The organism is Galenea microaerophila (assembly GCF_054657255.1).
In genome coordinates this window covers 866,360-889,518 of record NZ_BAAHWZ010000001.1, presented here as the reverse complement: position 1 = coordinate 889,518, position 23,159 = coordinate 866,360, and the positions used below count along the sequence as shown (strand labels likewise).

Below are 23,159 nucleotides of genomic sequence, written 5' to 3'. Positions count from 1 at the left end.
ATGATTTTAAAGTAAAGGAGTAAAGATGCGAAACCCATTTTCTAGGCTTTGAACGAACTTAGAGGGGTTGGGCTGATAGGGCTGGGCGCGTTGAATCAGATCTTTCACCCAATGTTGCATGGTTTGCGCTAAGTGCGCGTCATAGGAAAAGCTGACCATTTCATAGTTGACCAGTAAAGAGCGATAATCCAGGTTAGCAGAGCCAAGCATGCAAACGTCATCATCAAAAATCAGCAACTTAGCATGGATCATATTGTGCGCATAGCAAAAAATTTGTGCCCCCATTTCATGCAGTTCCCGCATATAGGAGCTGCGTCCCCAATCAAATATCAGGTGGTCGGTTTTTTGTGGTGTCAGCAGCGTGACTTGCACCCCTTTTTTTAAAGCGATATGAAGGGCGTCCAATAGGTTATGACTGGGAATGAGATAAGGGGTGACGAGGGTAATGCTTTTTTCAGCAGAGATAATCGCTTGCAGCAACGCTTCTAGCAAGGGATCGCTTTCAATATCGGGGCCTGAAGGCACAGCTTGTAAAAGAATGGGGGAAAACCCTTGAGCAGGACTGGGGAAATTGACTTTTTTGGGGGGATTTTTCGGCAAGGTCTGTCCGGTGGTATATTGCCAATCCTCTTTAAAGACGGTGGCATAAGGCAGACAGTCATCGCCTTGGATCTGAAAACAGAGGTCTATCCAACTGGGGTGATTCAGTGTTGCGCCAGGGAGTGCCAAATAGTCTTTGGATAGATTAATGCCACCGGTAAATAGCCGGTGTTCATCAAACAGATAGATTTTGCGGTGGGTTCGAAGATTAAGGCGATTTTTAAAGAGGGTTTCGAAGGGATGAAAAAAAGCGATTTCGACACCGGCTTGACGATAGGGGCGAAGCTTCCATTGATGCAAATAGAGGGGCAAGGCACCAAAAGCGTCGATTAATAAACAGACTTTAACACCTTGTCGAGCTTTTTCCGCCAGCCGTTCAAGTAGCGTTTTTCCGATGTGATCGAGTTCGAAAATATAGGTTTCAAAATAGATTGTCTTTTGTGCTTGATCAATAGCTTCTAACAGGGCTGCAAAAGCTTGTTCAGCATCGGTATAGAGTTGCAATTGATTGTTCGCACTGGGGGGCGTTAAATGGTTGCCTTCAATAAGTTTCGCCAGTTTTTCCGCAACTGTTCCCTCTGTGGCGACCGTCGAATTGATGTTTCTTAAAGGTTCAAAGTTAATCAATGGCTTGGGCTTTCGATAAAGCACCTTGCGCGAGCCAAAAATCAAATAAAGCAGTACCCCACCAAAGGGGATTAAAATGAGCGTCAGCATCCAAGCAATCAGGCTTTGTGCCGGACGTCGTTGATAGAGCATATGGCCTAAGCTAAGGATGACCAAAAAGGTGTTGAGCCAAAAAAGGGAGGTTGACATATTTAATCTGTTTCGATGAAGTCTAAAAGGGTGGATTCTAATTGGGCTTGTTGTTCAGCATTTAAAGCTTGATTTTCTGGTGTGCTGATGAGGAAGTGATCTTCCGCTTTTTCGCCCACTGTATTGATTTTGGCATCATGGATACGAATTTGACAAGCTTTAAAGGCCAACGCAATACGCGAGAGCAGACCACGGATATCTTTGGTTTCAATTAAAAGCTCTGTATAGCGTTTGGATTTTTTATGAAATTCAATGCGAGTGGGGGTTTCAAAACAGCGCATACGTCGTGGAATGGTGAGCGGTCTAGGGGCTCTGGTGGTGATCGGTTGAGCGACAATTTCTGCAAACTGTGCAATCAGTCTTTGGATGATGGCTTCATCCGTAATGGGTTGCTGTTGTCCATCCAATAGGTAAAACAGCACCAGTGTCATGCTCTGCTCACCTTGTTGGTATGCAGAATAGATTTTGGCTTCCACAATATTCAGGTTCTGTTTTTCCAGAATCTGAGTGATATCTGCAAATAGATAATTTCGATCCGGCATAAACACCATGAGCTCTGAAGCCCCACGCTGCGTGGTAGGCTCAAAGTTGACGATTAATCCTTTAAAGTCAGTTTGGTGGAGTTTTTGAGTAAGGCGAACAATTTCTGCGGGCGTTTGTCGGCTAAAGAAGTCGGTTTTTTCAAAACTCTGCCAGAGGTTACCATAGTCGCGGGTGGCGATGCCTCGTTTACTGAGCAGCTCACGCGCTTTTTCTTGATTTTGCAGCGCTTTTTTCTTTTTATCTTTAGGGCTTTGAGTGGTGCTGTCCAGCACTTGGCTCGTTTCATTATAAAGTTGTAGAAACAGCGCATTTTTCCAATCATTCCACACACCGCTGGAGGTCGAGATGACATCGGCTAAGGTGAGCAGATAGAGGTAGTCCAAGTGTTCTTGGTCTTTGACAATTTCAGCAAATTGTTGAATCTCTTTAGGATCATAGAGGTCTCGGCGTTATGCAAAATCAGAGAAATCCAGATGATGAAGTACAAGCCAACTGACCATTTGACTGTCTTTTGAAGGCAGGTTATGGGCTTGGCAAAAATGCATCGCCTCCTCGGCCCCTAAGACTTCATGACGGCCGCCGCGTCCCTTGGCAATGTCATGAAAAAGACCGGCGAGAAACAGCACTTCGGGTTTACAAATTTGTGCTGCGACCTTATGCGCGGTTGGAAATTCGTAGGCGTAGGCATCTACAAAAAAGCGGCGAAGATTCCGTATCACCAGAATGGTGTGTTCATCAACGGTGTAGGCGTGAAAAATATCAAATTGCATTAAGCCACTGATTTTTTGAAAAGCAGGCAGGTAGGCGGCGAGAATACCATAGGTATGCATGCGTTTTAGAGAGGCGTAAACCCCCTTCGGCTGACGTAAAATCTCAATAAACAAGGCCTTATTAATGGGGTCTTGACGGAAGGCCTCATCAATTTGATGCAGATGGCGTCGAATCGTGCGGATGGCATGCGCGCGGATGCCATCAATTTGGCCTTGATAATGTTCTAAAATAATAAAAAGCTCAAAAATCGCGGTTGGATTCTGCGCAAATAGCTGGACATCTCGAATGTCTAAATAGCGGTCAATGATTTGAAATCGAGCGTTTATCGGTGTCACACTAGGCACCTCGCTGGCAAAAATCTCTTCACGCATATGCTGCAGGAGGGTTTCATTGAGGTTAATGGTGATTTGTGCCGTGCGATAGTAGCTGCTCATAAATTGCTCAACCGCTAGCTTATCTTCGTTGTCTTCGTAGCCAAAAAATGCAGCCACCTTTTGTTGATTTTCAAAGAGCAAACGATCTTCATGCCGGTTTTTGAGCATATGCAGCGCAAAACGAATGCGATTGAGGTGAAGATAGGCCGCTTCTAACTCTTGAAACTCAACTGGGGTAATAAATTGATGGCGCACCAAATCATTAATGGAGTTGGCGTTAAAGTGTCGTTTGGCCACCCAAAAGAGGGTTTGAATATCGCGCAGGCCGCCAGGGCTCTCTTTGACATTAGGTTCCAGTTGATAAACGGTGTCATGATAACGCGCGTGCCGCTGTTGCTGTTCTTCACTTTTGGCCAGAAAGAACTGTTGGCTAGGCCAAAAATCGGGCTGTTTCCACAGGGATTGCACCTGTTCAAATAGTGCATAATCGCCCGTTAGCCAGCGGGCTTCTAATAGGTTGGTGGCAGTGACAATATCTTCTAACCCAGCGCTTTTACAAGCTTCAACCGTGCGAACCGCATGCCCGACATTAAAGCCTAAATCCCATAATAGAGTGAAAAAGGATGACAGGGCTTCAGATAAAGAATCGCACGATTCGCAGACCACAAGCAGATCCACATCGGAGTAGGGTTGCATCTCCTCGCGTCCATACCCGCCCACTGCAATTAAAGCAGCAGTGGGCTCTTCTGGAAGAAAATGTTTCCAAATTTGCTGTAGCAGTTGATCAATAAAGAGGCTGCGTTCATGAAGTAGCTGGGCGGTGGGTGTGCCTTTTTTAAAATTTTCAAACTGATGATCGTTGAAGTTTTTCAGTATCTGTTTGCCTGCCAAGAGCGTCTCTGTCATATCTCCCGCATGGAGCGCTTGAATAAAAGAGGGCAGTGTGTTTGAGGAGGAGTTAGACATAAGAATTAGGCAGCACTGGCGTTTCATTAGGGCGAAGGGTAAAAATTTCATAGCCTGTTTCGGTGACGGCTAAGGTATGTTCCCATTGCGCAGACAGTTTGCGGTCTTTGGTCACCACGGTCCATTGATCCCCTAAAACTTTCACATCCGGTTTACCGAGATTAATCATCGGCTCAATGGTAAACACCATTCCCGGCTCGAAAACAACTTGTTTTAGCTCAGGAGAGGCATAATGCAGCACTTGAGGCTCTTCGTGAAACTCAGAACCAATGCCATGGCCGCAATACTCTCGTACGACTGAGAAGTTGTTTTTATGTGCATGGTCTTCAATCGCTGAAGCCACTTCATATAAGGTATTGCCCGGTTTAACCTGTTCAATGCCCAACCAAATACACTCAAGCGCCACTTGACAGAGACGGTGGGCAAAAGGTTTGACTTGACCCACTTCAAACATGCGACTGGTATCTCCGTGATAGCCATCTTTAATAACCGTCACATCAATATTGACAATATCGCCATTTTTAAGTTTTTTGTTGTCATCAGGAATGCCATGGCAGACGACATGGTTAATTGAAATACAGCTGGAGGCTGGAAAGCCGTGGTAATTTAAAGTGGCAGGAATGGTGCCTTGCACTTCCGTCATATAGGTGTGCATAATTTGATTCAGCTCCCCTGTAGAGATGCCTGGCTTAACATAAGGTTCGATCATGACTAAAACATCGGCTGCAAGTTTGCCGGCTATGCGCATTTTTTCGAGTTCTTCAGGGGTTTTGATTTTAATTGCCATGGCGTGTCCTTTATTTGGGTGAGCCCAAAGCGTTCATATTTTTTTAAGGTTTGCATATAGATGCGCTTTGCCTATTTGCCGCTTTAAAAAATCAACCGATATGAAGGTCTTGGGCGAATATAATTTCCTTTATTTCTTGAGTATTTGAGCAGTCTGTGGTATAAATGCCGCCGCTTCCTCATGGAAGTTAATTTTAACAGAAATCCACACATTTATCAGAACAACCCCTGGGGTGCCGAAGTGCATTAAATAGATTCGGTTCAGGTGTTGGATAAATGGAGGTTTAACCCATTATTAGGAGAAAAAATCATGGCAAAAGTTACCATGCGTCAACTGCTTGAAGCCGGTGTCCACTTCGGTCACCAAACACGTTATTGGAATCCAAAGATGGCGCCTTACATCTTTGGTGAGCGCAATAAGATCCATATTATCAACCTTGAAAAAACCCTTCCTTTACTGAATGATGCGCTTAACTTTATGGGCAAAATCGCTGCTGATAAAGGGACTGTGTTGTTTGTCGGGACCAAGCCTGCGGCAGAAGAGATTGTAGAAGCCGAAGCGAAACGTTGTGGCATGCCTTATGTGAATCATCGTTGGTTGGGTGGGATGTTGACCAACTTTAAAACCATTAAGCAGTCTATTAAACGTTTAAAAGAGCTTGAAGCGATGGAAGCGGATGGCACTTTAGATAAATTGACCAAAAAAGAAGCTTTAATGCTGACGCGTAAGAAAGAGAAATTAGAGCGTGCATTAGGCGGGATTAAAGATATGCGTGCCATGCCGGATGCCATTTTTGTGATTGATACCGGTAAAGAACATATTGCCATCAATGAAGCGAAGCATTTGGGTATCCCCGTGATCGGCGTGGTCGATACCAATAACGATCCTCGTGAAGTGGATTATGTAATTCCTGGAAACGATGATGCGATTCGTGCGATTAAACTTTATTGTGAAGCTGCAGCGGATGCCATTATTGAAGGTAAAGAGAGCATTACCACTGCTGCAAAAGAAGATGAGTTCGTAGAAGCTGAAGAAGAAGTTTCAGAAGAGGCTGCTAAAGCCTAAAACGAACGCATTTGACCGCTAAACATAGTTTGGTGGAAAGTTTTATCCAGTCCTGCCTAATCGTATTAGGTGGGATTTTATTTTTAATTGAATTAAAGGAAAAGATCATGGCAGCAATTACAGCAAAAATGGTGAAAGAACTGCGTGAAACCACTGGCGCAGGGATGATGGATTGTAAAAAAGCGTTAGCAGAAACTGATGGTGATATGGAAGCAGCGATTGAATTCCTACGTAAGAAAGGGATGGCAGGCGCTGATAAAAAAGCCGGTCGTGTCGCTGCAGAAGGTCGAATTGCAATTGCCATTTCTGATGATAAGAAAAAAGGCGCCATTGCTGAAGTAAACTGTGAAACAGACTTCGTGGCAAAAGGAGAGGATTTCAAAGCTTTTGCTGATGAAGTTGTCCAGATTGTGCTTGAACGCGATGTCGTGGATCCAGAAGCAATCTTGAATGAAAAAATGGCAAGTGGTTTAACTGTTGATGAGCGTCGTCGTGAGTTGATCGCTAAGATCGGTGAAAATATTGCCGTTCGCCGTATTGGTGAATTGGAAACAACCGGTTTGGTGGGCAGCTATCAACATGGTGAAAAAATTGGTGTGATTGTGGCGATCGAAGGGGGCGATGAAGCCTTAGCGCGTGATGTTGCCATGCATATCGCTGCGACTAACCCTCAAGCGATCGATGCGGAGAATTTAAACCCTGAAGTCGTTGAGAAAGAGCGCGCTTTCCAAATTGAACAAGCGCAAGAAAGCGGTAAGCCGATGGAAATCATTGAGAAAATGATTGAAGGGCGTATGCGTAAGTTCTTGCAAGAAATTACCTTGGTGGGTCAACCTTTTGTGAAAGATCCTGATCAAACAATTGAAAAGCTGTTGAAAGCCAACAATGCAACAGTGGTTGATTTTATCCGCTTTGAAGTGGGTGAAGGGATTGAAAAAGAAGAGACCAACTTTGCAGATGAAGTTGCAGAAGCAGCACGTCTAGCTCAGCAAGGTTAATTTTTGCATCTAGAGGCTGCATGGCTTGTCATCTATTGGCAAGGTTATGCGGCCTTTGTTTTATCTATAAACATTTGTTTAATGTCTATAGATAAGATCAATTCAATCAGAAAACGGGTAAATCATGGCACTGGCATATCAAAGAGTTCTATTAAAATTCAGCGGCGAAGCGCTCATGGGGGACAATGATTTTGGCTTAGATTCTGCGACTCTGGAAAAAGTGGTGGCGCAGATTCAGTCGGCGAAAACCCTAGGGGCTGAAATGGCAATTGTTGTGGGAGGCGGAAATGTGTTTCGCGGCGTGCAAATTCAAGGCACGCAAATTCAGCGCACCACCGGTGATCAGATGGGCATGATGGCCACAGTGATGAACGCCCTAGCTTTGCGGGATGTGATTGAAGCCGCTGGGATGACGGCTACCATTATGTCGGCCATGCCTATTGAAAGTGTCGCTGTCGGCTTTAATGCGAATGAAGCGAAGAAAAAATTGCAGGCGGGTGAAGTGGTGATCTTTGCGGCGGGTACCGGCAATCCTTTTTTTACCACAGATACGGCTGCCGCCTTAAGGGGCATTGAAGTGGGGGCGGATATTGTATTAAAAGCCACCAAAGTCGATGGCATCTATACAGCAGATCCGTTTAAGGATGCAACCGCTACGCGCTATACGGTTTTAAGTTATGATGAAGTGATTGAGAAGCAGTTACAGGTGATGGATTTGACCGCTTTTGTGCTGTGTCGTGACCATAAAATGCCCATTCGCGTGTTTGATATGTTTAAAAAAGATGCCGTTAAACGAATTTTACAGGGTGAAGATGAAGGCACCCTAGTAACAGAGGAGAAAGCCTAATGTTAAATGAGATTAAGCAAGATGCTGAACAACGGATGCAGAAGTCCATTGAAAGCTTAGAGGCAAATTTTGCCAAAATTCGTACAGGACGTGCGCACCCCAGTATTTTAGATGCAGTTAAGGTTGAGTATTATGGCTCAGAAGTGCCCATTAGCCAAGTGGCCAATATTAATGTGGAAGATGCGCGTACATTGACCGTGCAGCCTTGGGAGCAGCCGATGCTGCAAAAGGTGGAGAAGGCAATTATGCAGTCGGATTTAGGTGTCAATCCTTCCACCCATGGGAATTTAATTCGAGTGCCCATGCCGATGTTGACGGAAGAGCGACGTAAAGAATTTACCAAATTGGCCCGACAAGAGGCAGAAAATGCGCGCATAGCCATTCGCAATATTCGACGGGATGCGAATGGAGATATTAAGGCACTGTTAAAAGAGAAAGAGATTACAGAAGATGAAGCGCGTCGAGCAGAAGATGAAATTCAGAAGTTGACCGATAAATATGTGGCTCAAGTTGAAAAGATGCTAGAAGAAAAAGAGAAAGCCTTATTGGAAATATAGCTGAAAAAATCCCTCATTTGCGGCATAATGCACAACTTGCCGCTGGAATAGAGATCTGAGCAAGGTCTCTTAAAATGTATTGCGGCTCGTTAGACTTAGTTTAACGAGCTTTTTTATTTAAAGAACATTATGAATCAGTTACCACAGCACATCGCCATTATTATGGATGGAAATGGTCGATGGGCCAAAAAGCATTTTTTACCCCGTTTTATGGGACACCAGAGGGGGGTGAAAAATGTGAAAAAGATTGTTGCGCACTGTGCCAAGCTAGGCATTCAGTCGTTAACGCTATTTGCGTTTAGTACAGAAAACTGGAAGCGACCGGAAGAAGAGGTGTCACAACTGATGCAGTTGTTTCTCTCAGCTTTACAACGAGAAGTGAAAAAACTTAATGAGAATAATGTGCGCCTGAAAGTTATTGGTGATACGCATAAATTTGCGCCAGAAATTGTTGAGCATATTGAAAAGGCGGAGCAGCAGACCGCGCATAATACGGGATTACAACTCAATATTGCGGCAAATTATGGAGGGCGTTGGGATATTGTGCAGGCGGTTAAACGCTGGCAAGAAGCGCATCCTAAGGCTTCAGTAGCAGAGTTGACGGAAGCGCAATTAGGGCAGTTTGTCTGTTTAGCTGATCAACCCGAACCCGACTTACTGATTCGCACTGGGGGGGAACAACGGATTTCTAATTTCTTGATTTGGCAGTGCGCTTATACTGAACTCTATTTTACCGAAACTTTGTGGCCCAATTTTGCGGAAAAAGAGCTGGATAAAGCTTTGGAAAGTTATGCCCAAAGAGAGCGACGATTTGGGAAAACCAGTGAGCAGGTGATGGCTGAAAAACAGCAGCAGGAGCTTATAGAAGATGCTTAGACAGCGTGTGCTTACTGCCGTTGTGTTAGTGGCAGTCGTATTGTGGCTCTTGTTTGCAGCTTCACAACAAGTTTGGCAGTGGGCTTTTTTGGGGGTAGCCGTACATTCTGCGTGGGAATGGGCAGCCTTTGCCAAGAGGGATCGTTTGCCTGAAAGAATTGCTTTTATGATTGTGGTCTTTGCTGTGAGCTATAGCCTAGTTCAGGCGTGGAATACCGATTGGCGCGATGATTATTTTACCGCAGCCATACCGCTGCTCACTTCAATCCCTCTATTGTTGGCGATTGTTGTCTGGGTGTCGCGTTATCAAAAAAAGAAGGGGCAAGAAGCAGTGCTCACCCATCCTGGCGTGATCTTGTTGTTGGGGGTGTGGATGATCGCTTTGTTTACTTATGCGATGGTTTTGTTAAGAGCAACCCTTTCACCTTCAGAGATTTTACTGTCAATGCTAGCGGTATGGGCGATTGATACCGGTGCTTATTTTACAGGGCGCCGTTTCGGCAAAACTAAATTAGCCGTGCATGTCAGTCCTGGTAAAACTTGGGAAGGGGTGATTGGCGGTGGATTACTGGCTTTTGCGGTGCTACTTTTAGGAAGCTTAATCGGCATTCAACAAGGCACACTGTCGATTGGGCTATTTACAGTCATAGGTACATTGATCGCTCTATTGTCCGTGTATGGCGACCTTTTTCAAAGTGTCTTGAAACGCCAAGTCGGTTTAAAAGACAGTGGACATATTTTACCGGGGCATGGTGGCATTTTGGATCGTATCGATAGCTTATTAATTGCCATGCCGCTTTTTGCCTTGCTCTGGTTGGGGAGTATGCTGAAATGAGTTTTCTCTGGTCTCTTTTGGGGTTAGTGTTGTCGATCGGTATTTTAGTCACACTGCATGAGTGGGGCCATTATATTGTCGGTCGCTTGTTTAATATTAAGGTAGAAAGGTTTTCCATTGGCTTTGGTCGTCCTATTTGGATGCGGCAGTGGGGCGAGACCCAGTTTCAAGTGGCGGCCATCCCTTTAGGTGGCTATGTTAAATTTACGGATGAGCGAGAAGGCCCCGTGGATGAGGCCGACTTACCGCGCGCCTTTAATCGTCAACCGGTTTGGAAACGATTTTTGGTGGTCTTGGCGGGGCCAGCGGTGAATATTATTTTTGCCTGGTTGGCATTTGCTCTGGTTTATGGGTTGGGGGTGGCTCAGCTGAAGCCTCTGATTGAGCTGCCAAAAGCGGATTATCAGCCTTGGGAAGTGGTGGCACTGGATGCTCAGCCAGTCCAAAGCTGGACGCAATTTCAAAGACTATTTTTACAAAAAATCTTAAATGATGAAGAGGCTTCACGAGACCATACGCTCATGGTGAAAGCGTTTAATAGATCCCAATATTTAGAACTCAATCTTACGCCCCCTAAGAGCACACATATGCCGATTCAGGACGCTTCAACGGTGTTAAAGCAGTGGTTTGATGCTAATGGGATCAAAATTTATCGGCCGCCGATTCCCCCTGTTATCAGCCAAGTGATGCCCGACTCTCCCGCACAAATCGCTGGGTTGCAGCCAGGTGATCAAGTGGTGGCGATTGATGGGAAACCCATTCAGCAATGGCAAGAGTTGGTGCAGTGGATCTCTGAACATCCCGGGGTGACGGCGACCTTTACCGTTTTACGACAAGGAAAAAAGATTCCAATAAAAGTGAAGCTGGGCGAAAAGGTTGTCAAAGGGGAAACGACAGGATTTATGGGTGTGGCCGTCCAAGTTTCAGCGGATCAATTGAAACCCTATTTAGTCAAAACTTCCTATAATGTGTGGGAATCTTTAAAATTGGGGATTGAAAAGAGTTTGTCTTTAACGGTATTAACCGGCCAGATGATTAAACGCATGCTCGTAGGGGATGTAGGGACAGAAAGTTTATCCGGACCGATTGGTATTGCTCAGGTTTCAGGTCAGGCATTACAAAGTGGCGTGATCAGTTTTATCAGCTTTCTAGGCGTATTGAGTTTAAGTCTTGGGTTATTAAATTTATTGCCCATTCCTGTTTTAGATGGGGGGCATTTGTTTATGTATCTGATAGAAATGGTAAGCGGGCGACCCTTGAGTGATTCAGTTCAACAGGCGGCCCAGATGGTTGGGCTGTTTTTGATTTTGAGTTTAACGCTATTTGCAATTTTTAACGATTTAAGCAAACTATTTGCTTCTTAAAATAAAGAGAGATTATGTTTAAGCACCCATTAAGTCCCTCCTATTTCAAACCTTTTACTGCGCTTTTAATCAGTTTTTGCTGGTTTTGGGGCAGTGTAGTTTATGCGTTTGACTTCCAGGTCAAAGAGATTAAGGTGGTTGGAAACCAGCGCATCAGTTATGAAACCATTCATAGTTATCTGCCAGTAGAGATCGGGGATGACGTGGACGATGAGAAAGTTAAAAAAATCATTCACGACCTTTATCAGACACATTTTTTCTCAGATGTTCAAGTTTATCACCAAGAACCCGCTACGCTGATTATTCAAATAGCAGAGCGCCCCGCCATTGCTGAAATTTCCATGGAAGGGAATGAGCTGATCAGTCAAGAGGATATGAAGACCGCGCTCGAGCAGCTGGGGATTAAAAAAGGGCGTATTTTAGATCAGTTGACTTTAGATCGAGTTGTATTGGATTTGAAGCGCCGTTATCAAAATCAGGGGTATTATGGGGCAGAGGTTTCATTTAAAGTGACGCCCCTTCCTCGCAACCGAGTTGCGCTTAAGCTGGTGGTGGTTGAAGGAAAACCGGCCACAATTGGTCGCATTACCTTGGTTGGCAACCATTACTTTAGGGATGATAAGATCAAAAGTCGTTTATTGCTTTCTGAGCACTCGTGGACTGGCGGAGGCGATAAGTATGCGAAACCGAAACTTGAGGCAGATCTTGAAACCATTCGTTCGATGTATATGGACAATGGATTTGCCCGCTTTAAAATTCGCTCTTCACAAGTCAGCCTCTCTTTGGATTACACGCAGGTCTTTGTCACCATTAACCTAGAAGAGGGGTTACAGTATCATATTGCGCAGGTGAAGTTTTCAGGAGAAACGGTTTTAAAACCGGCGCAACTCAACACCATTGTCGATATTCAGTCTGGTGAACTCTATTCACGTAAGAAAATTATTGGTGCGCTCAATCGCATACGAGATCGCTTAAGTGAGGAAGGCTATGCATTTGCTGAAGTTGAACCTCTGATCAAATTTGATGATCAGAAAAAAACGGTGGTATTAGATTTTAGAATTGAACCGAAGGATCGTGTTTATGTGCGTAAGATATTGATTGAAAACAATACCCGAACGCAAGACCCCGTTATCCGGCGAGAAATGCAACAATTTGAGACCGCCCCTTATTCGCTTAAAGCGGTAAGAGACTCTAAGCGTCGTCTTGAACGTTTAGGTTATTTTAAGGCTGTGAAGGTTGAAACGCGTCGTGTCTCTTCTAATCAGGTGGATTTGGTGGTGAATGTCGAGGAGCAACCCACCGGTTCTTTTATGGCAGGGATCACCTATTCTCAAGTAGATGGTGCAGGGTTTAATTTAGGTCTTTCAGAACGCAATCTACTGGGAACCGGTCATAGTTTAGATTTGAAGGCTAGCTACAGTAGCTCAACACAGTCATTTAGTTTTAATTTAACGGATCCTTACTTTACTCCAGAAGGGGTTAGCTTAGGCTATGGTCTTTTCTATAATCAGGTTGATGCTTCTGAGCTTGGCGTCGCAGATTACACTACCAATACATTTGGCGGTGATCTTAATTTGTCTTACCCGACTTCTGAATATACGCGGCTGAATTATAGTGTGAGCTTGCAGGACCAGGAGTTGATATGTTCTGATACCTTTACTGTATGTACGAATCATGTGGCTGACTATGGTAAGCATACCAGCTCTGCGACACTCTCAATGGGGTGGCGTTATGATGATAAAAATGGTTTTTATTTCCCGACCAAAGGGCAAAGCAGTGCCATCAATGTTGCCGTCACGCCCTATTTAGAGAAAGACGCAGGGTTTTATAAACTCTATTTTGATGAAAAATGGTATCACCCCGTCAGTTCGGCCATCACCTTTAAATTTAAATTGAGTTTGGCCTATGGGGATGGCTTTGGGCAATTTAAAGGGTTACCTTTTTATGAACGCTTTTATGCTGGAGGAATTGGCAGTGTCAGAGGGTTTGAACCGAACTCTTTAGGGCCGCAATATGATTCTGCAACGGATGGTAGCAGCAGTCCAGCAGGTGGAGATTTTAAAGCCGCTTCTACTTTTGCCTTGGTCTCTCCTATGCCCTTTATAGAAGATTCCAGTAATATGCGCTTAAGTCTATTTATGGATATAGGGAATGTGTACGCGAGTTTGGATGAAGCACGCATAGAAAGTTTACGCAGCAGCGTGGGGGTTGGCTTCTCTTGGATCACACCTGTTGGGCCACTCTCATTTAGTTTTGCGCGCCCAGTGGGGTATAGTGATGCGGATGAGTTGCAAACTTTCCAGTTTGTTTTAGGGGTACCATTGTGATAAAAATGGAATTTATGCAAAAAGAATTCATTTTTTATAAAATGGCAAAGTACTTAATAAAGGAAAACATGATGAGAAAACAGATTCAAACTTTAATCCTAGCCATTGGATTGTTGATCGGCGGAATGCCTAGCCTTCAAGCTGCTGAAAAACCAGCTAAATTAGGGGTGGTCAATGTTGCCCTGCTTTTAGAAAAGTCTCCGCAAGCCATTGCAGCCAGTCAAAAATTAAAACAAGAGTTTATGCCGCAACAAGAAGCCCTGCAGAAACTGGCAATGGATTTAAATAAAAAACAGTCTGAGTACAATAAAAATAAACTGGTGATGACAGACGCTCAAAAACAGGCGAAAGAGCGAGAGTTGGCGCTGTTATCTCGAGAAATTCAACGCAAAAAAAATGACATTCAAGAATTATTAAATCTTCGCCGTAATGAAGAGCTTGCGCAAATCCAAAAGTTGGTCAATGAAGCGATTAAAAAAGTCGGGGAAAAAGAGCATTTTGATTTAATTCTTTATGAAGGGATTGCTTATACCAATAATCGGTTGGATATCACCAAAAAGGTCTTAGCATATTTAGAAAAATTAAACAAACAGAAGCAAACAGAATTTAATAAATAGGCTAGGTATGAAACTTTCTCAGATTATAAAGGAACTTGAGGCACGAGGCGTTGAGGTTAAGCTGTTTCCTGAAACTGAAAGTTCTAACGATATTGAAATTGAACAAGTCGCCCCACTGGATGAGGCTGGCCCGCAACACATCACCTTTTTTAATAATCCAAAGTTAAAATCGCAGCTAGGTAACACGAATGCGGGCGCCGTTCTTTTACGTGAACCTGAGGAGGGGCTGTCTTCCGTTCAGCTCTTGGTGCAAGATCCTTATTATGCTTATGCGATTGTGGCACAGCTATTAAATCCTCTGCCAGCCATTAAGCCGGGTATTCATCCCAAAGCGGAGGTGAATGGCGGTGCAATGGTGGACCCTAGCAGCCAAATTTCAGCATTTGTGACAATTGAAAAGGGTGCACAGATAGCCGCGCATTGTGTGATTGGAGAAGGCGCTTTTATAGGACGCAATGTGCAAATTGGTGAAGGGTGCCGTATTGGGCCGAATGTGGTGATTCATCACGATTGTATACTCGGCGATCAGGTCATTATTAAAGCGGGCGCAGTGATTGGTGGCGATGGCTTTGGGTGGGCACCCCATCAAGGGCGCTGGGAAAAGATTCCGCAACTTGGCCGCGTGGTCATCGGCAATCGTGTTTCAATCGGCAATAATGTGACCATCGATCGTGGCGCGCTAAAAGATACGCAAATTGGAGATGATTGTATTATCGATAATTTAGTGCATCTTGCCCATAATGTTCAATTGGGCGCTGGAACAGCGGTTGTTGCGCAAACGGGCATTTCAGGCAGTACGACCATAGGTAAGCAAAATATTATTGCGGGACAGGTCGGTTTTGCCGGACATATTGAGACGGCTGACGGCTGTCAGTTTATGGCAAAATCGGGCGTGACCCATTCGATTAAACAACCCGGATCTTATTCTGGGTTTCCGGCACAGCCAACCGCAGAATGGCAAAAAAATACGGTTCGCAGTCGTCAGCTGGATAAGATGGCCAAGCAATTAAAAATGCTGCAGAAGCAGTTAGCAGAATTAGAATCGAAATTGTAAAACCGACGGCTTTTCTAGCCTGGGCGCTAAGGTTTCCAGTTTCTAAGCAGGGTATGCAGTGTATAATCATATTTTTTATTTCATGTTTTAGGATCCCAGATGTCAGAAGATATTTTAAATGTTAGAGAAATTTTTGAGTATTTACCTCATCGTTACCCCTTCCTTTTGGTTGACCGTGTCACTGAATTTGAAATGGGAGAGTCCTTAAGAGCCTATAAGAATGTGACTTATAATGAACCTCAGTTTACTGGGCATTTCCCTGAAAACCCGATTATGCCTGGCGTGATGATTATTGAAGCGATGGCACAATGTACAGGGATTTTGGCTTTTCGTACCCAGCAAGTGAAGCCTGATGGCACTTCCATGTACTATTTAGCCGCGGTCGATAATTGTCGTTTTCGTAAACCAGCGATTCCTGGTGATCGTTTAGATTTTTATGTCAAAACGGTCAACAACAAACGCGGCATCTGGAAATTTGAGTGTGAAACGCGCGTGGATGGTCAAATTATCGCTTCTTGCGATATGATGTGTGCGGAAAGAAAAGTTTAATTAAGGAAGCCTATGATCCATCCAACGGCCATTATTGATAAAAATGCTGAAATTGCTGATGATGTGAGCATTGGACCTTACAGCATTGTCGGGGCTGATGTCAAAATTGCTTCAGGTTGTAAAATTGGACCGCATGTGGTGATAGAAGGGCCAACGGTGATTGGTGAAAACAATACCTTTTATCAGTTTGCTTCGATTGGTGCCGCACCTCAGGATAAGAAATATGCGGGTGAGCCGACCACTTTGGTGATTGGAAAGGGAAATACCTTTCGAGAAAATGTCACTTTAAATCGCGGAACGGCTCAAGATCGAGGGGAAACCCGCATAGGAGATGACAACTGGGTGATGGCAGGGGTGCATATTGCGCATGATTGTGAAGTGGGCAATCACTGTATTTTTGCCAATGCGTCCGCTTTGGCGGGGCATGTTGTGGTAGGGGATTGGGCCATTTTAGGAGGTTATACCTTAGTGCATCAATTTTGTCACATCGGTGCTCACAGCTTCTGTGGCATGGGGAGTGTGATCAATCAAGATGTCCCTAATTTTATTACCGTCTCTGGGAATTTGGCAGGTCCAAGAGGGGTCAATATTGAAGGGCTCAAGCGTCGAGGCTTTGATAAAAATCAGATTCAACTGATTAAAAAAGCCTATCGAGCGCTTTATCGCACGGGGCGTCGCTTGGAAGAGGCCTTGGTTGAAATAGAGTGTCTCAATGATGAACAGGGCACGCTGAGCGATCTGATCGAATTCCTTAAAAAAAGCCAGCGAGGCATTGTTCGCTAACTCCTATGGCGTCCATAGCGCATTTTCCTGTTTTTGCTCTGGTTGCCGGAGAAGCTTCTGGTGATACCTTAGGTGCAGATCTGATTCAAGAACTCAAAAGCCGTTATCCGCATGCCCGTTTTGTTGGCATTGGTGGTCCTAAAATGCAAGCTTTAGGTTTTGAAAGTTGGGTACCGATGGAAAAACTGTCGGTCATGGGGCTGTTTGAGGTTCTGAAGCATTTACCTGAGTTGTTGAGAGTTCGCAAAGACTTAATTCAAAACCTGCTTGCTTTAAAACCCAATGTCTTTATTGGCATCGATGCGCCAGATTTTAATTTTACTGTTGAGCGCCAATTAAAGGCGGCAGGGATTCCGACTGTGCATTATGTTGGCCCCTCTGTTTGGGCGTGGCGTGAGAAACGGTTAGAGAAAATCAAGCATGCTGTAGATGGCATGTTGGTGCTTTTTCCATTTGAACCGCCGATTTATGATAAATATCAGATTCCCGTTCAATATGTCGGTCATCCTTTGTCCAATCAGGTGCCAGAAACCCCGAATGCACAGCGTGCTAGGAAAAAATTGGGTTTACCTGAACAGGGGCAGTTTACCGGCATTCTGCCTGGCTCGCGTATGAGCGAAATTGATAAGATGGCGGATATTTATATTCAAGCAGCCAGACAGCTGGCTTTGCTCTATCCTGAAATGCAATTTCTGGTTCCTTGTGTGCATGAAAAAGCACAACAGCGAATGCAGCAAGCGATCGACCAATTTGCCCCACAGTTGCCCATTCACCTCTATCGACAACAAGCGCAAACCGTTATGGAGGCTTCAGATCAATTAATCGTCACTTCGGGGACGGCAACACTAGAAGCGGCTTTGATGCAAAGGCCGATGGTGCTTTCCATTAAGGTGCACCCCATTAGTTACTGGATTATGAAGCGTCTTGCGACCACCCAGTGGATTGGCTTGCCGAATATATTGGCGCAACAGTCAGTTGTGCCTGAATTGATTCAACAGGAGGCGACGCCAGAAAAAATTGCGCTTGAATTGGGGCGTTTGGTCGTGGATATTTCCAAACGGAAAGCACAGCTCACTGCGTTTAAAAAGCAAGCCGAACAACTTAAACAACCATCCGCAAAACTGGCAAGTGATGCGATTTGTCGATGGGCGAATTTATGAGTCAATTAGGGTTGGATTTTGCACACCAAGCCAAGCAACCGGTGATTGTGGGGGTGGATGAAGTCGGACGCGGACCTTTAATTGGCAATGTGGTCACAGCTGCCGTTATTCTTCCGGAAGGGTGTGACTTGCCCGTAAACGACTCTAAAAAACTCTCGGCAGCTAAACGCGAAGCGTTATTTGCACAGATTCAATCTGAAGCCGTTGATTATGCAATTGCGTTTGCCTCGCCTGAAGAGATTGATACCCTCAATATTCTTCAGGCGACCTTATTAGCCATGCGGCGTGCAGTGGCTCAATTAAAGCAGCCATATGATGAGGTGTGGGTGGATGGTAACCGTTGCCCAAATGTTGATAAACCTTGTCGAGCGGTGGTTAAGGGTGATGGTAAGGTGGCGGCGATTGCTGCGGCTTCTATTTTGGCCAAAGTGACCCGCGATAGAGAGATGCAACTTTTGGATCAACGCTATCCACACTATGGATTTGCTCAACATAAAGGCTATCCCACTCAAGCGCATTTAGCCGCCATTAAAAAATATGGTTTAATAGAGGGTTATCGTCACTCTTATAAACCAATTCAATCCATTCTGAAAAAATCAGTTTTTTGAGTTAAATTCTCCAGTCCTGCATTCATTGCGGGTGCGTTTTAAGCTTATTTTTTCTTTGAATTAGGGTGTATTTTGCTTGCAAAATAAAATCCAGCCTTTATAATACGCACCATTCCAAACATGGTGGGATGGCTGAGCGGTTGAAGGCGGCGGTCTTGAAAACCGTTGTAGGTTTGTAGCCTACCCAGGGTTCGAATCCCTGTCCCACCGCCATTTCTGATTTTATCTATTTCTCCTATTTTTCAAGAGCTTATATTTTAAGGCGCTTCAAAGTATTCTACTGCCTGTTCTCTATCTCTATATCCGGAAGGAAAGTCCTTTTAAGGGTGCCTAATGGTGTTTAATTCTTTTAAGAATTCTTTCTCGTTGCAACGGATCTTGACGATAAAAGTGTGAAAGTTGTCGATAAACTTTTGGGTAAACTTGGTGTAGCCTTGCCGGCGCTTCAAAAAAATATTCCGTTGTGACGGCAAAAAATTCAGCGGGATTGGTCGCTGCATAAGGATTGATTGCTGTATGGCGACCATTGCGTGCAGCTGATTTTAACGTTTCATAAGCGGGTTCAAAGGCTTCATACCAATCTTTCTCTGACATGCCGCGATGTAGAGGTGGATGGCCATTGATCGAGCCATCAAGCATATCTAATTTGTGTGCTAATTCATGCATGAGTACTTGATTCGCATGGCTGCGTAACGGATGAGGTTTATCATTGCTCCAGTCAATGATGACGGGCCCTTGATATTGTGTTTCTCCAGTTTCAATGCCGGCCCAACTCACCAACCAGCCCTCAGCATTAAAGACGGCTTTTTTTGTATTTCGAAAAGGGGTCGGGTAAACCACAATTTCATGCCAGTTGCGGAACCACTCTAAGCTAGGATCTTCTTCAGGGTCTTCTAAACCAAAAATAAGGATGGCGGCTTGCGCAGACAGCGTGACGCGAATTTCATCCGTTAATTTCATGCCCCGAGCTGGGCTGATGGTTTTACGATAGAGAATATCACTGGCCAAAATTCTCAATCGTGCTCTTTCTTCAGCTGTATAGCGCTGCATCATCGGCATTTTAGCAGTGACTTGATGCCACAGTTTAAGTGGGATTTTGCTTTTATGCAGAATATGAATAAGCTGTCGGTGCCTCAATGAACGGATGGGATGAAAATGCATAGGTAAGCGTTTGACATTAAGGTAAAAAAGAAAAGCCGGTTAATAACCGGCTTAGAGAGGAAAATATTTTAAGGATCTTATCGGTTTTTTTGCGTTTGTGCGACACGTTTTAAAGTTTGAATCCAAGTATCCACTTCATGGCTCAATAATTGACCCTCTTTACCGCCGTAACGTTGAAGATCTTTTTTCCAAGCGATAAAGCCAGCCGCCATGTCAGCACCAAAACCTTGAGGGGCTTCATTAGCGGATGCATTGGCAGAGATAAAAAGAGAGGTCATGACAATCAGTGCAATTTTTTTCATAGTTAAAGCTCCTAGTGAGATGTTAATTTTAATTATTGATTTCAGCTAGTTTAGGAAATCCCCCAAGAATATTCAAGCATAACCCAGGATAAAATTTTTTATCCTGTCATAAAATGATGACAGGCGTACCTTATAATATATTCATGACTCAAAATATCACACATCAAAATTCAAGCGAAGAGATACAGCGGCAATTTCGTTTAACCCGCTGGGCGACCTATGCGTCGGTCTCGGTTGCTGTTATTTTAATTTTATTAAAACTCTATGCCTGGTGGCATACGGATTCTGTCAGTATTTTAGCTTCTCTGGCAGATTCAGGCATGGACTTACTGGCGGCTTTAATTATTTTAGTTGGGGTCAATATTGCCCAAAAACCTGCGGATAATGAACATCGTCTTGGGCACGGCAAGGCCGAACCTTTGGCGATTCTTGTTCAAGGCACTTTTATTTTATCCGCCGCGCTTTTTTTGATGGTCTATTCCGTTAATCGCATTTTTCATCCTCAAGCGGTTGAAAATTTGGCCATTGGCATCTGGGTGATGGTGGTGTCGATTGTTTTGGCGGCACTGCTGAATCTTTTTCAATATTATGTCATCTCACAAACAGACTCTAAAGCCATTGCTGCGGATGCTTTGCACTATTTAGCGGATCTAATCAGCAATATTTTAGTTTTAATCGGATTATGGCTGGTGGGTTTGGGGTATATCGGTGTAGATGGTTGGCTGAGTTTATTATTAAGTCTGTGGTTACTTTGGAGTGCCGCCTCCCTACTGAAAGGGGCCTTAGATCAAATTTTAGAGCGCCAGCTGTCTGAAGTAGACCAAGCCAAAATTTCAGAAATCATTTCGGCCCATCCCGAAGTGGCGGGCTTTAATGATTTGCGTGCCTATCGTTCAGGGCCGATCACTTTTATTCAACTCGATTTGGAATTAGAAGACACGCTGCCCTTATATGAAGCACATCGGATTACAGAAGAGGTGACCGCAGAATTGAAGCAGGCATTTTCGCCTGCTGATGTCATCATTCACCAAGAGCCCAAGAGTATTCGTGCTGACCAAGCCCACCATCAATGGTTATAATGGTTTATTGATCTATTTCACACCCTTTAGGGCCGAGTTCATACTGTTCAAGAGATTGGGTGTCTTTTTTTAGCTGAGCGTCTTTTTGTAACAGATCCTCTAGGTGTTGAATCAAATGAGGCGCGTTCTGTTTAAACGTTTCTGTAATTCGATAGTTCATCCAAGGCCCTTGCCGTTCAGCTTCAACAATTTGAGCGTGTCTTAAGGTTGTCAGGTGGCGGGAAACAAGGCTCTGTCCAAGTTCCAGGGTTGTGACTAAATCGCAGACACAAAGTGACGGCCTTTGTAAAAGTAGGCAGACGATTCGCAAGCGAACGGGTTCACTAAGCGCCTTAAAAATCTGAGCGTGTTGTTCTAAAGTATTCATATATTTAATTATAGTTTATCTTGTCAATAGGTGTAAATAAATTGCTAATATTTGCATATCCATATATAATACTAAAAAATTCTTGAGCGTTAGAGGTTAGAGGTTAGAGGATAAGCAACATGTTTCAACAGCTAGGAGATTGGGTCGCGTTTCAACTTTTAGGGCTAGATCCCACAAGTCATTTGGGCAATGCGGTGCAATTTTTTGTGATGGATGTCACCAAAATTTTTGCGCTGTTATTCGCCATTATCTATGTCATGGGGTTTCTGCGCGCCTTTATGACGCCTGAAAAAATTCGTGATATCGTGCGAGGTAAACCTAAATGGTTAGCGCGTTTAATGGCTATTTTGTTAGGGTCTGTAACGCCGTTTTGTTCCTGTTCTTCAGTTCCCCTCTTTATCGGTTTTGTTGAAGCGGGTATTCCTTTAAGTATTACCTATGCTTTTCTGATTGCGAGTCCCATGATTAATGAGGTCGCTGTGGCGGTGTTAATCGGCGTGGTGGGCTGGAAAATTACCCTTCTTTATGTGGTCGCCGGCATGGTGGTGGCTTATGTCGGAAGTATTGTGATGGAATGGTTTAAAACCGAGCGTTGGGTGGAGGACTATGTATGGAAAATTCATATGGCGCAATCTTCGGGGGAAGCCGAGAAACGCTCGATGACTTTAAAAGCGCATCACCAATTTGCGGTGCATGAGGTCAAAGAGATTATTCGACGCCTTTGGAAATGGGTCATTATTGGGGTTGCCGTCGGTGCTGCGTTTCATGGTTATGTCCCTCAAGAGTGGGTGGCGGAAAATTTAGCTGGAGAGGGGCATTGGTGGAGCGTGCCGGCAGCCGTCTTAATAGGGGTTCCGCTATATTCCAATGCCACGGGGGTGATCCCGATTGCCGAGGCGATGTTGGGCAAAGGGGTGCCGATCGGAACGACCTTAGCGCTGATGATGAGCATTGCTGCACTTTCTCTACCGGAAATGTTGATTTTGCGCAAAGTGATTCGTTGGCCAGCTTTGGCGCTCTATGCTTCAGTCCTTGCAATTGCCTTTATGGGGGTCGGTTGGATTTTTAATCTTCTGTTATCATAAACACCAATTTTTTAATTTTTATTAATCATAGAAAGGAGTCAAAATGAAGGGAAATCCTATTTATCGTTTGATTGGATTAGGTATTATTGTTTCATCCATTTTAGCGCAGTGGAGTGGCCAAGCGGACTTTACCCAGCCAACTTGGTTGTGGATTCCGGTTTTTATGGCGGTGATGATGATTCAAGCTACCTTTACCGGTTTCTGTCCAATGGCGAAGTTTTTTGGACAAGATCCTGAAACAGGCGCTTGCTGTGGTGCAGATACCACAGGGACCTGTTGCACAGGCAGTGAGAGCAAAGCAGAGGAAAGTTCTAGTTGTTGTTCGGGGGGAGAAACGGAGCAAGATGCGACGACAACCTCAAACTCTGCCCAGGGATCAAGTGAAGCTCAGGATGAAACTGCTGCAGAAGGTGTTTTAGTAGTCAAAGTCTTGGGAACCGGCTGCGCGAACTGCGTCAGTACCTATCAACTATTTGAGCAACAGGCCGAAAAGTTAGGCGTACCCATTCAGCTGGAAAAAGTTGAAGAGATTGCTGATATTGCCAGTTATGGTGTGATGTCGACGCCTGGTGTGGTCATTAATGGCAAGGTTGTGCATGCCGGTGGCGTGCCTTCCGTGAAACAAATTGATATTTGGTTGACTGAGACAAAATAAACTTCAGCAGGCT

24 protein-coding genes and 1 tRNA gene are annotated in these 23,159 nt (G+C 44.5%); 18 read left to right on the top strand and 7 right to left on the bottom strand.

The genetic code is table 11. The annotated features are described in order from the left end of the window. Positions 1-6: 6 nt before the first annotated feature. The 4 genes from cls to map all read right to left on the bottom strand — a co-directional run bounded on the left by cls (position 7) and on the right by map (position 4,857). Positions 7-1,416: a cardiolipin synthase gene (gene cls, locus ACYQ05_RS04335; RefSeq protein WP_459818669.1), complete on the bottom strand. Its 1,410-nt coding sequence runs from the start codon at positions 1,414-1,416 to the stop codon at positions 7-9. A 2-nt stretch (positions 1,417-1,418) separates the two neighbouring features. Then, positions 1,419-2,342: a hypothetical protein gene (locus ACYQ05_RS04330; protein WP_459818668.1), complete on the bottom strand. Its 924-nt coding sequence runs from the start codon at positions 2,340-2,342 to the stop codon at positions 1,419-1,421. A gap of 66 nt (positions 2,343-2,408) precedes the next feature. Beyond that, positions 2,409-4,070, bottom strand: coding sequence for a [protein-PII] uridylyltransferase (gene glnD / locus ACYQ05_RS04325; protein ID WP_459818666.1), 1,662 nt, complete (start codon positions 4,068-4,070; stop codon positions 2,409-2,411). Continuing rightward, a complete protein-coding gene (map, locus tag ACYQ05_RS04320) occupies positions 4,063-4,857 on the bottom strand; it encodes a type I methionyl aminopeptidase (protein WP_459818664.1) in 795 nt (264 codons plus the stop codon). Before map ends, glnD begins: the two co-directional genes overlap by 8 nt. Positions 4,858-5,166: 309 nt before the next feature. Here map and rpsB point away from each other — a divergent pair, with 309 nt between their 5' ends. The 15 genes from rpsB to ACYQ05_RS04245 all read left to right on the top strand — a co-directional run bounded on the left by rpsB (position 5,167) and on the right by ACYQ05_RS04245 (position 18,710). After that, positions 5,167-5,922, top strand: coding sequence for a 30S ribosomal protein S2 (gene rpsB, locus ACYQ05_RS04315; RefSeq protein WP_459818662.1), 756 nt, complete (start codon positions 5,167-5,169; stop codon positions 5,920-5,922). Between the two features lie 107 nt (positions 5,923-6,029). After that, positions 6,030-6,920, top strand: a complete 891-nt coding sequence (gene tsf / locus ACYQ05_RS04310; RefSeq protein WP_459818660.1) for a translation elongation factor Ts — start codon at positions 6,030-6,032, stop codon at positions 6,918-6,920. Positions 6,921-7,044: 124 nt separating this feature from the next. Then, positions 7,045-7,767: a UMP kinase gene (gene pyrH, locus ACYQ05_RS04305; RefSeq protein ID WP_459818658.1), complete on the top strand. Its 723-nt coding sequence runs from the start codon at positions 7,045-7,047 to the stop codon at positions 7,765-7,767. Continuing rightward, positions 7,767-8,324: a ribosome recycling factor gene (gene frr, locus ACYQ05_RS04300; RefSeq protein WP_459818656.1), complete on the top strand. Its 558-nt coding sequence runs from the start codon at positions 7,767-7,769 to the stop codon at positions 8,322-8,324. Before pyrH ends, frr begins: the two co-directional genes overlap by 1 nt. Positions 8,325-8,453: 129 nt before the next feature. Beyond that, positions 8,454-9,200: an undecaprenyl pyrophosphate synthase gene (gene uppS / locus ACYQ05_RS04295; protein ID WP_459818654.1), complete on the top strand. Its 747-nt coding sequence runs from the start codon at positions 8,454-8,456 to the stop codon at positions 9,198-9,200. Further along, entirely contained in the window at positions 9,193-10,035 is an 843-nt protein-coding gene (locus ACYQ05_RS04290; RefSeq protein WP_459818652.1) for a phosphatidate cytidylyltransferase, read from the top strand. Before uppS ends, ACYQ05_RS04290 begins: the two co-directional genes overlap by 8 nt. Beyond that, positions 10,032-11,399, top strand: coding sequence for an RIP metalloprotease RseP (rseP, locus tag ACYQ05_RS04285; protein WP_459818650.1), 1,368 nt, complete (start codon positions 10,032-10,034; stop codon positions 11,397-11,399). The genes ACYQ05_RS04290 and rseP overlap by 4 nt, the downstream gene beginning before the upstream one ends. Positions 11,400-11,413: 14 nt before the next feature. Beyond that, positions 11,414-13,726 carry an outer membrane protein assembly factor BamA gene (gene bamA, locus ACYQ05_RS04280; protein WP_459818648.1) on the top strand — a complete coding sequence of 771 codons (2,313 nt, stop codon included), beginning with the start codon at positions 11,414-11,416 and terminating at the stop codon, positions 13,724-13,726. Between the two features lie 71 nt (positions 13,727-13,797). Next, entirely contained in the window at positions 13,798-14,343 is a 546-nt protein-coding gene (locus ACYQ05_RS04275) for an OmpH/Skp family outer membrane protein (RefSeq protein WP_459818646.1), read from the top strand. A 7-nt stretch (positions 14,344-14,350) separates the two neighbouring features. Further along, on the top strand, positions 14,351-15,397 hold the full coding sequence (lpxD, locus tag ACYQ05_RS04270; protein ID WP_459818644.1) for a UDP-3-O-(3-hydroxymyristoyl)glucosamine N-acyltransferase: 1,047 nt from the start codon (positions 14,351-14,353) through the stop codon (positions 15,395-15,397). A 99-nt stretch (positions 15,398-15,496) separates the two neighbouring features. Further along, positions 15,497-15,946: a 3-hydroxyacyl-ACP dehydratase FabZ gene (fabZ, locus tag ACYQ05_RS04265; protein ID WP_459818642.1), complete on the top strand. Its 450-nt coding sequence runs from the start codon at positions 15,497-15,499 to the stop codon at positions 15,944-15,946. A 12-nt stretch (positions 15,947-15,958) separates the two neighbouring features. Further along, complete coding sequence (gene lpxA, locus ACYQ05_RS04260; protein WP_459818640.1) at positions 15,959-16,729, top strand: acyl-ACP--UDP-N-acetylglucosamine O-acyltransferase; 771 nt, start codon at positions 15,959-15,961, stop codon at positions 16,727-16,729. Between the two features lie 5 nt (positions 16,730-16,734). After that, positions 16,735-17,889, top strand: coding sequence for a lipid-A-disaccharide synthase (lpxB, locus tag ACYQ05_RS04255; protein ID WP_459818639.1), 1,155 nt, complete (start codon positions 16,735-16,737; stop codon positions 17,887-17,889). Further along, positions 17,886-18,497, top strand: a complete 612-nt coding sequence (rnhB, locus tag ACYQ05_RS04250; RefSeq protein WP_459818637.1) for a ribonuclease HII — start codon at positions 17,886-17,888, stop codon at positions 18,495-18,497. The genes lpxB and rnhB overlap by 4 nt, the downstream gene beginning before the upstream one ends. Before the next feature lie 122 nt (positions 18,498-18,619). Then, a tRNA-Ser gene (locus ACYQ05_RS04245) sits at positions 18,620-18,710 on the top strand. Between the two features lie 117 nt (positions 18,711-18,827). Here the strand turns inward: ACYQ05_RS04245 and ACYQ05_RS04240 are convergent. Next, positions 18,828-19,658 (bottom strand): M90 family metallopeptidase, encoded by an 831-nt coding sequence (locus tag ACYQ05_RS04240; protein WP_459818636.1) that lies wholly within the window; start codon positions 19,656-19,658, stop codon positions 18,828-18,830. A 77-nt stretch (positions 19,659-19,735) separates the two neighbouring features. Beyond that, positions 19,736-19,960, bottom strand: coding sequence for a hypothetical protein (locus ACYQ05_RS04235; protein WP_459818634.1), 225 nt, complete (start codon positions 19,958-19,960; stop codon positions 19,736-19,738). A gap of 143 nt (positions 19,961-20,103) precedes the next feature. On the opposite strand from ACYQ05_RS04235, the gene ACYQ05_RS04230 reads away from it, so the two are divergent. Next, a complete protein-coding gene (locus ACYQ05_RS04230; protein WP_459818632.1) occupies positions 20,104-21,039 on the top strand; it encodes a cation diffusion facilitator family transporter in 936 nt (311 codons plus the stop codon). A 4-nt stretch (positions 21,040-21,043) separates the two neighbouring features. Here the strand turns inward: ACYQ05_RS04230 and ACYQ05_RS04225 are convergent, their stop codons facing one another. Then, positions 21,044-21,406, bottom strand: coding sequence for an ArsR/SmtB family transcription factor (locus tag ACYQ05_RS04225; RefSeq protein WP_459818630.1), 363 nt, complete (start codon positions 21,404-21,406; stop codon positions 21,044-21,046). A 119-nt stretch (positions 21,407-21,525) separates the two neighbouring features. On the opposite strand from ACYQ05_RS04225, the gene ACYQ05_RS04220 reads away from it, so the two are divergent. Both ACYQ05_RS04220 and ACYQ05_RS04215 read left to right on the top strand, forming a co-directional pair. Next, positions 21,526-22,491: a permease gene (locus ACYQ05_RS04220; RefSeq protein WP_459818628.1), complete on the top strand. Its 966-nt coding sequence runs from the start codon at positions 21,526-21,528 to the stop codon at positions 22,489-22,491. Between the two features lie 43 nt (positions 22,492-22,534). Further along, positions 22,535-23,146, top strand: a complete 612-nt coding sequence (locus ACYQ05_RS04215; protein ID WP_459818626.1) for an MTH895/ArsE family thioredoxin-like protein — start codon at positions 22,535-22,537, stop codon at positions 23,144-23,146. Positions 23,147-23,159 lie beyond the last annotated feature (13 nt).

Excerpts from the sequence above, each read along its gene's own strand:
- fabZ (WP_459818642.1), top strand. The coding sequence starts at position 15,497 with ATGTCAGAAGATATTTTAAATGTTAGAGAAATTTTTGAGTATTTACCT.
- ACYQ05_RS04290 (WP_459818652.1), top strand. The coding sequence starts at position 9,193 with ATGCTTAGACAGCGTGTGCTTACTGCCGTTGTGTTAGTGGCAGTCGTA.
- tsf (WP_459818660.1), top strand. The coding sequence starts at position 6,030 with ATGGCAGCAATTACAGCAAAAATGGTGAAAGAACTGCGTGAAACCACT.
- ACYQ05_RS04230 (WP_459818632.1), top strand. The coding sequence starts at position 20,104 with ATGACTCAAAATATCACACATCAAAATTCAAGCGAAGAGATACAGCGG.
- uppS (WP_459818654.1), top strand. The coding sequence starts at position 8,454 with ATGAATCAGTTACCACAGCACATCGCCATTATTATGGATGGAAATGGT.
- rnhB (WP_459818637.1), top strand. The coding sequence starts at position 17,886 with ATGAGTCAATTAGGGTTGGATTTTGCACACCAAGCCAAGCAACCGGTG.
- ACYQ05_RS04220 (WP_459818628.1), top strand. The coding sequence starts at position 21,526 with ATGTTTCAACAGCTAGGAGATTGGGTCGCGTTTCAACTTTTAGGGCTA.
- map (WP_459818664.1), bottom strand. The coding sequence starts at position 4,857 with ATGGCAATTAAAATCAAAACCCCTGAAGAACTCGAAAAAATGCGCATA.
- bamA (WP_459818648.1), top strand. The coding sequence starts at position 11,414 with ATGTTTAAGCACCCATTAAGTCCCTCCTATTTCAAACCTTTTACTGCG.
- rpsB (WP_459818662.1), top strand. The coding sequence starts at position 5,167 with ATGGCAAAAGTTACCATGCGTCAACTGCTTGAAGCCGGTGTCCACTTC.
- ACYQ05_RS04225 (WP_459818630.1), bottom strand. The coding sequence starts at position 21,406 with ATGAATACTTTAGAACAACACGCTCAGATTTTTAAGGCGCTTAGTGAA.
- ACYQ05_RS04235 (WP_459818634.1), bottom strand. The coding sequence starts at position 19,960 with ATGAAAAAAATTGCACTGATTGTCATGACCTCTCTTTTTATCTCTGCC.
- lpxB (WP_459818639.1), top strand. The coding sequence starts at position 16,735 with ATGGCGTCCATAGCGCATTTTCCTGTTTTTGCTCTGGTTGCCGGAGAA.
- lpxA (WP_459818640.1), top strand. The coding sequence starts at position 15,959 with ATGATCCATCCAACGGCCATTATTGATAAAAATGCTGAAATTGCTGAT.
- cls (WP_459818669.1), bottom strand. The coding sequence starts at position 1,416 with ATGTCAACCTCCCTTTTTTGGCTCAACACCTTTTTGGTCATCCTTAGC.
- lpxD (WP_459818644.1), top strand. The coding sequence starts at position 14,351 with ATGAAACTTTCTCAGATTATAAAGGAACTTGAGGCACGAGGCGTTGAG.
- ACYQ05_RS04215 (WP_459818626.1), top strand. The coding sequence starts at position 22,535 with ATGAAGGGAAATCCTATTTATCGTTTGATTGGATTAGGTATTATTGTT.
- rseP (WP_459818650.1), top strand. The coding sequence starts at position 10,032 with ATGAGTTTTCTCTGGTCTCTTTTGGGGTTAGTGTTGTCGATCGGTATT.
- frr (WP_459818656.1), top strand. The coding sequence starts at position 7,767 with ATGTTAAATGAGATTAAGCAAGATGCTGAACAACGGATGCAGAAGTCC.
- ACYQ05_RS04275 (WP_459818646.1), top strand. The coding sequence starts at position 13,798 with ATGAGAAAACAGATTCAAACTTTAATCCTAGCCATTGGATTGTTGATC.
- glnD (WP_459818666.1), bottom strand. The coding sequence starts at position 4,070 with ATGTCTAACTCCTCCTCAAACACACTGCCCTCTTTTATTCAAGCGCTC.
- pyrH (WP_459818658.1), top strand. The coding sequence starts at position 7,045 with ATGGCACTGGCATATCAAAGAGTTCTATTAAAATTCAGCGGCGAAGCG.
- ACYQ05_RS04240 (WP_459818636.1), bottom strand. The coding sequence starts at position 19,658 with ATGCATTTTCATCCCATCCGTTCATTGAGGCACCGACAGCTTATTCAT.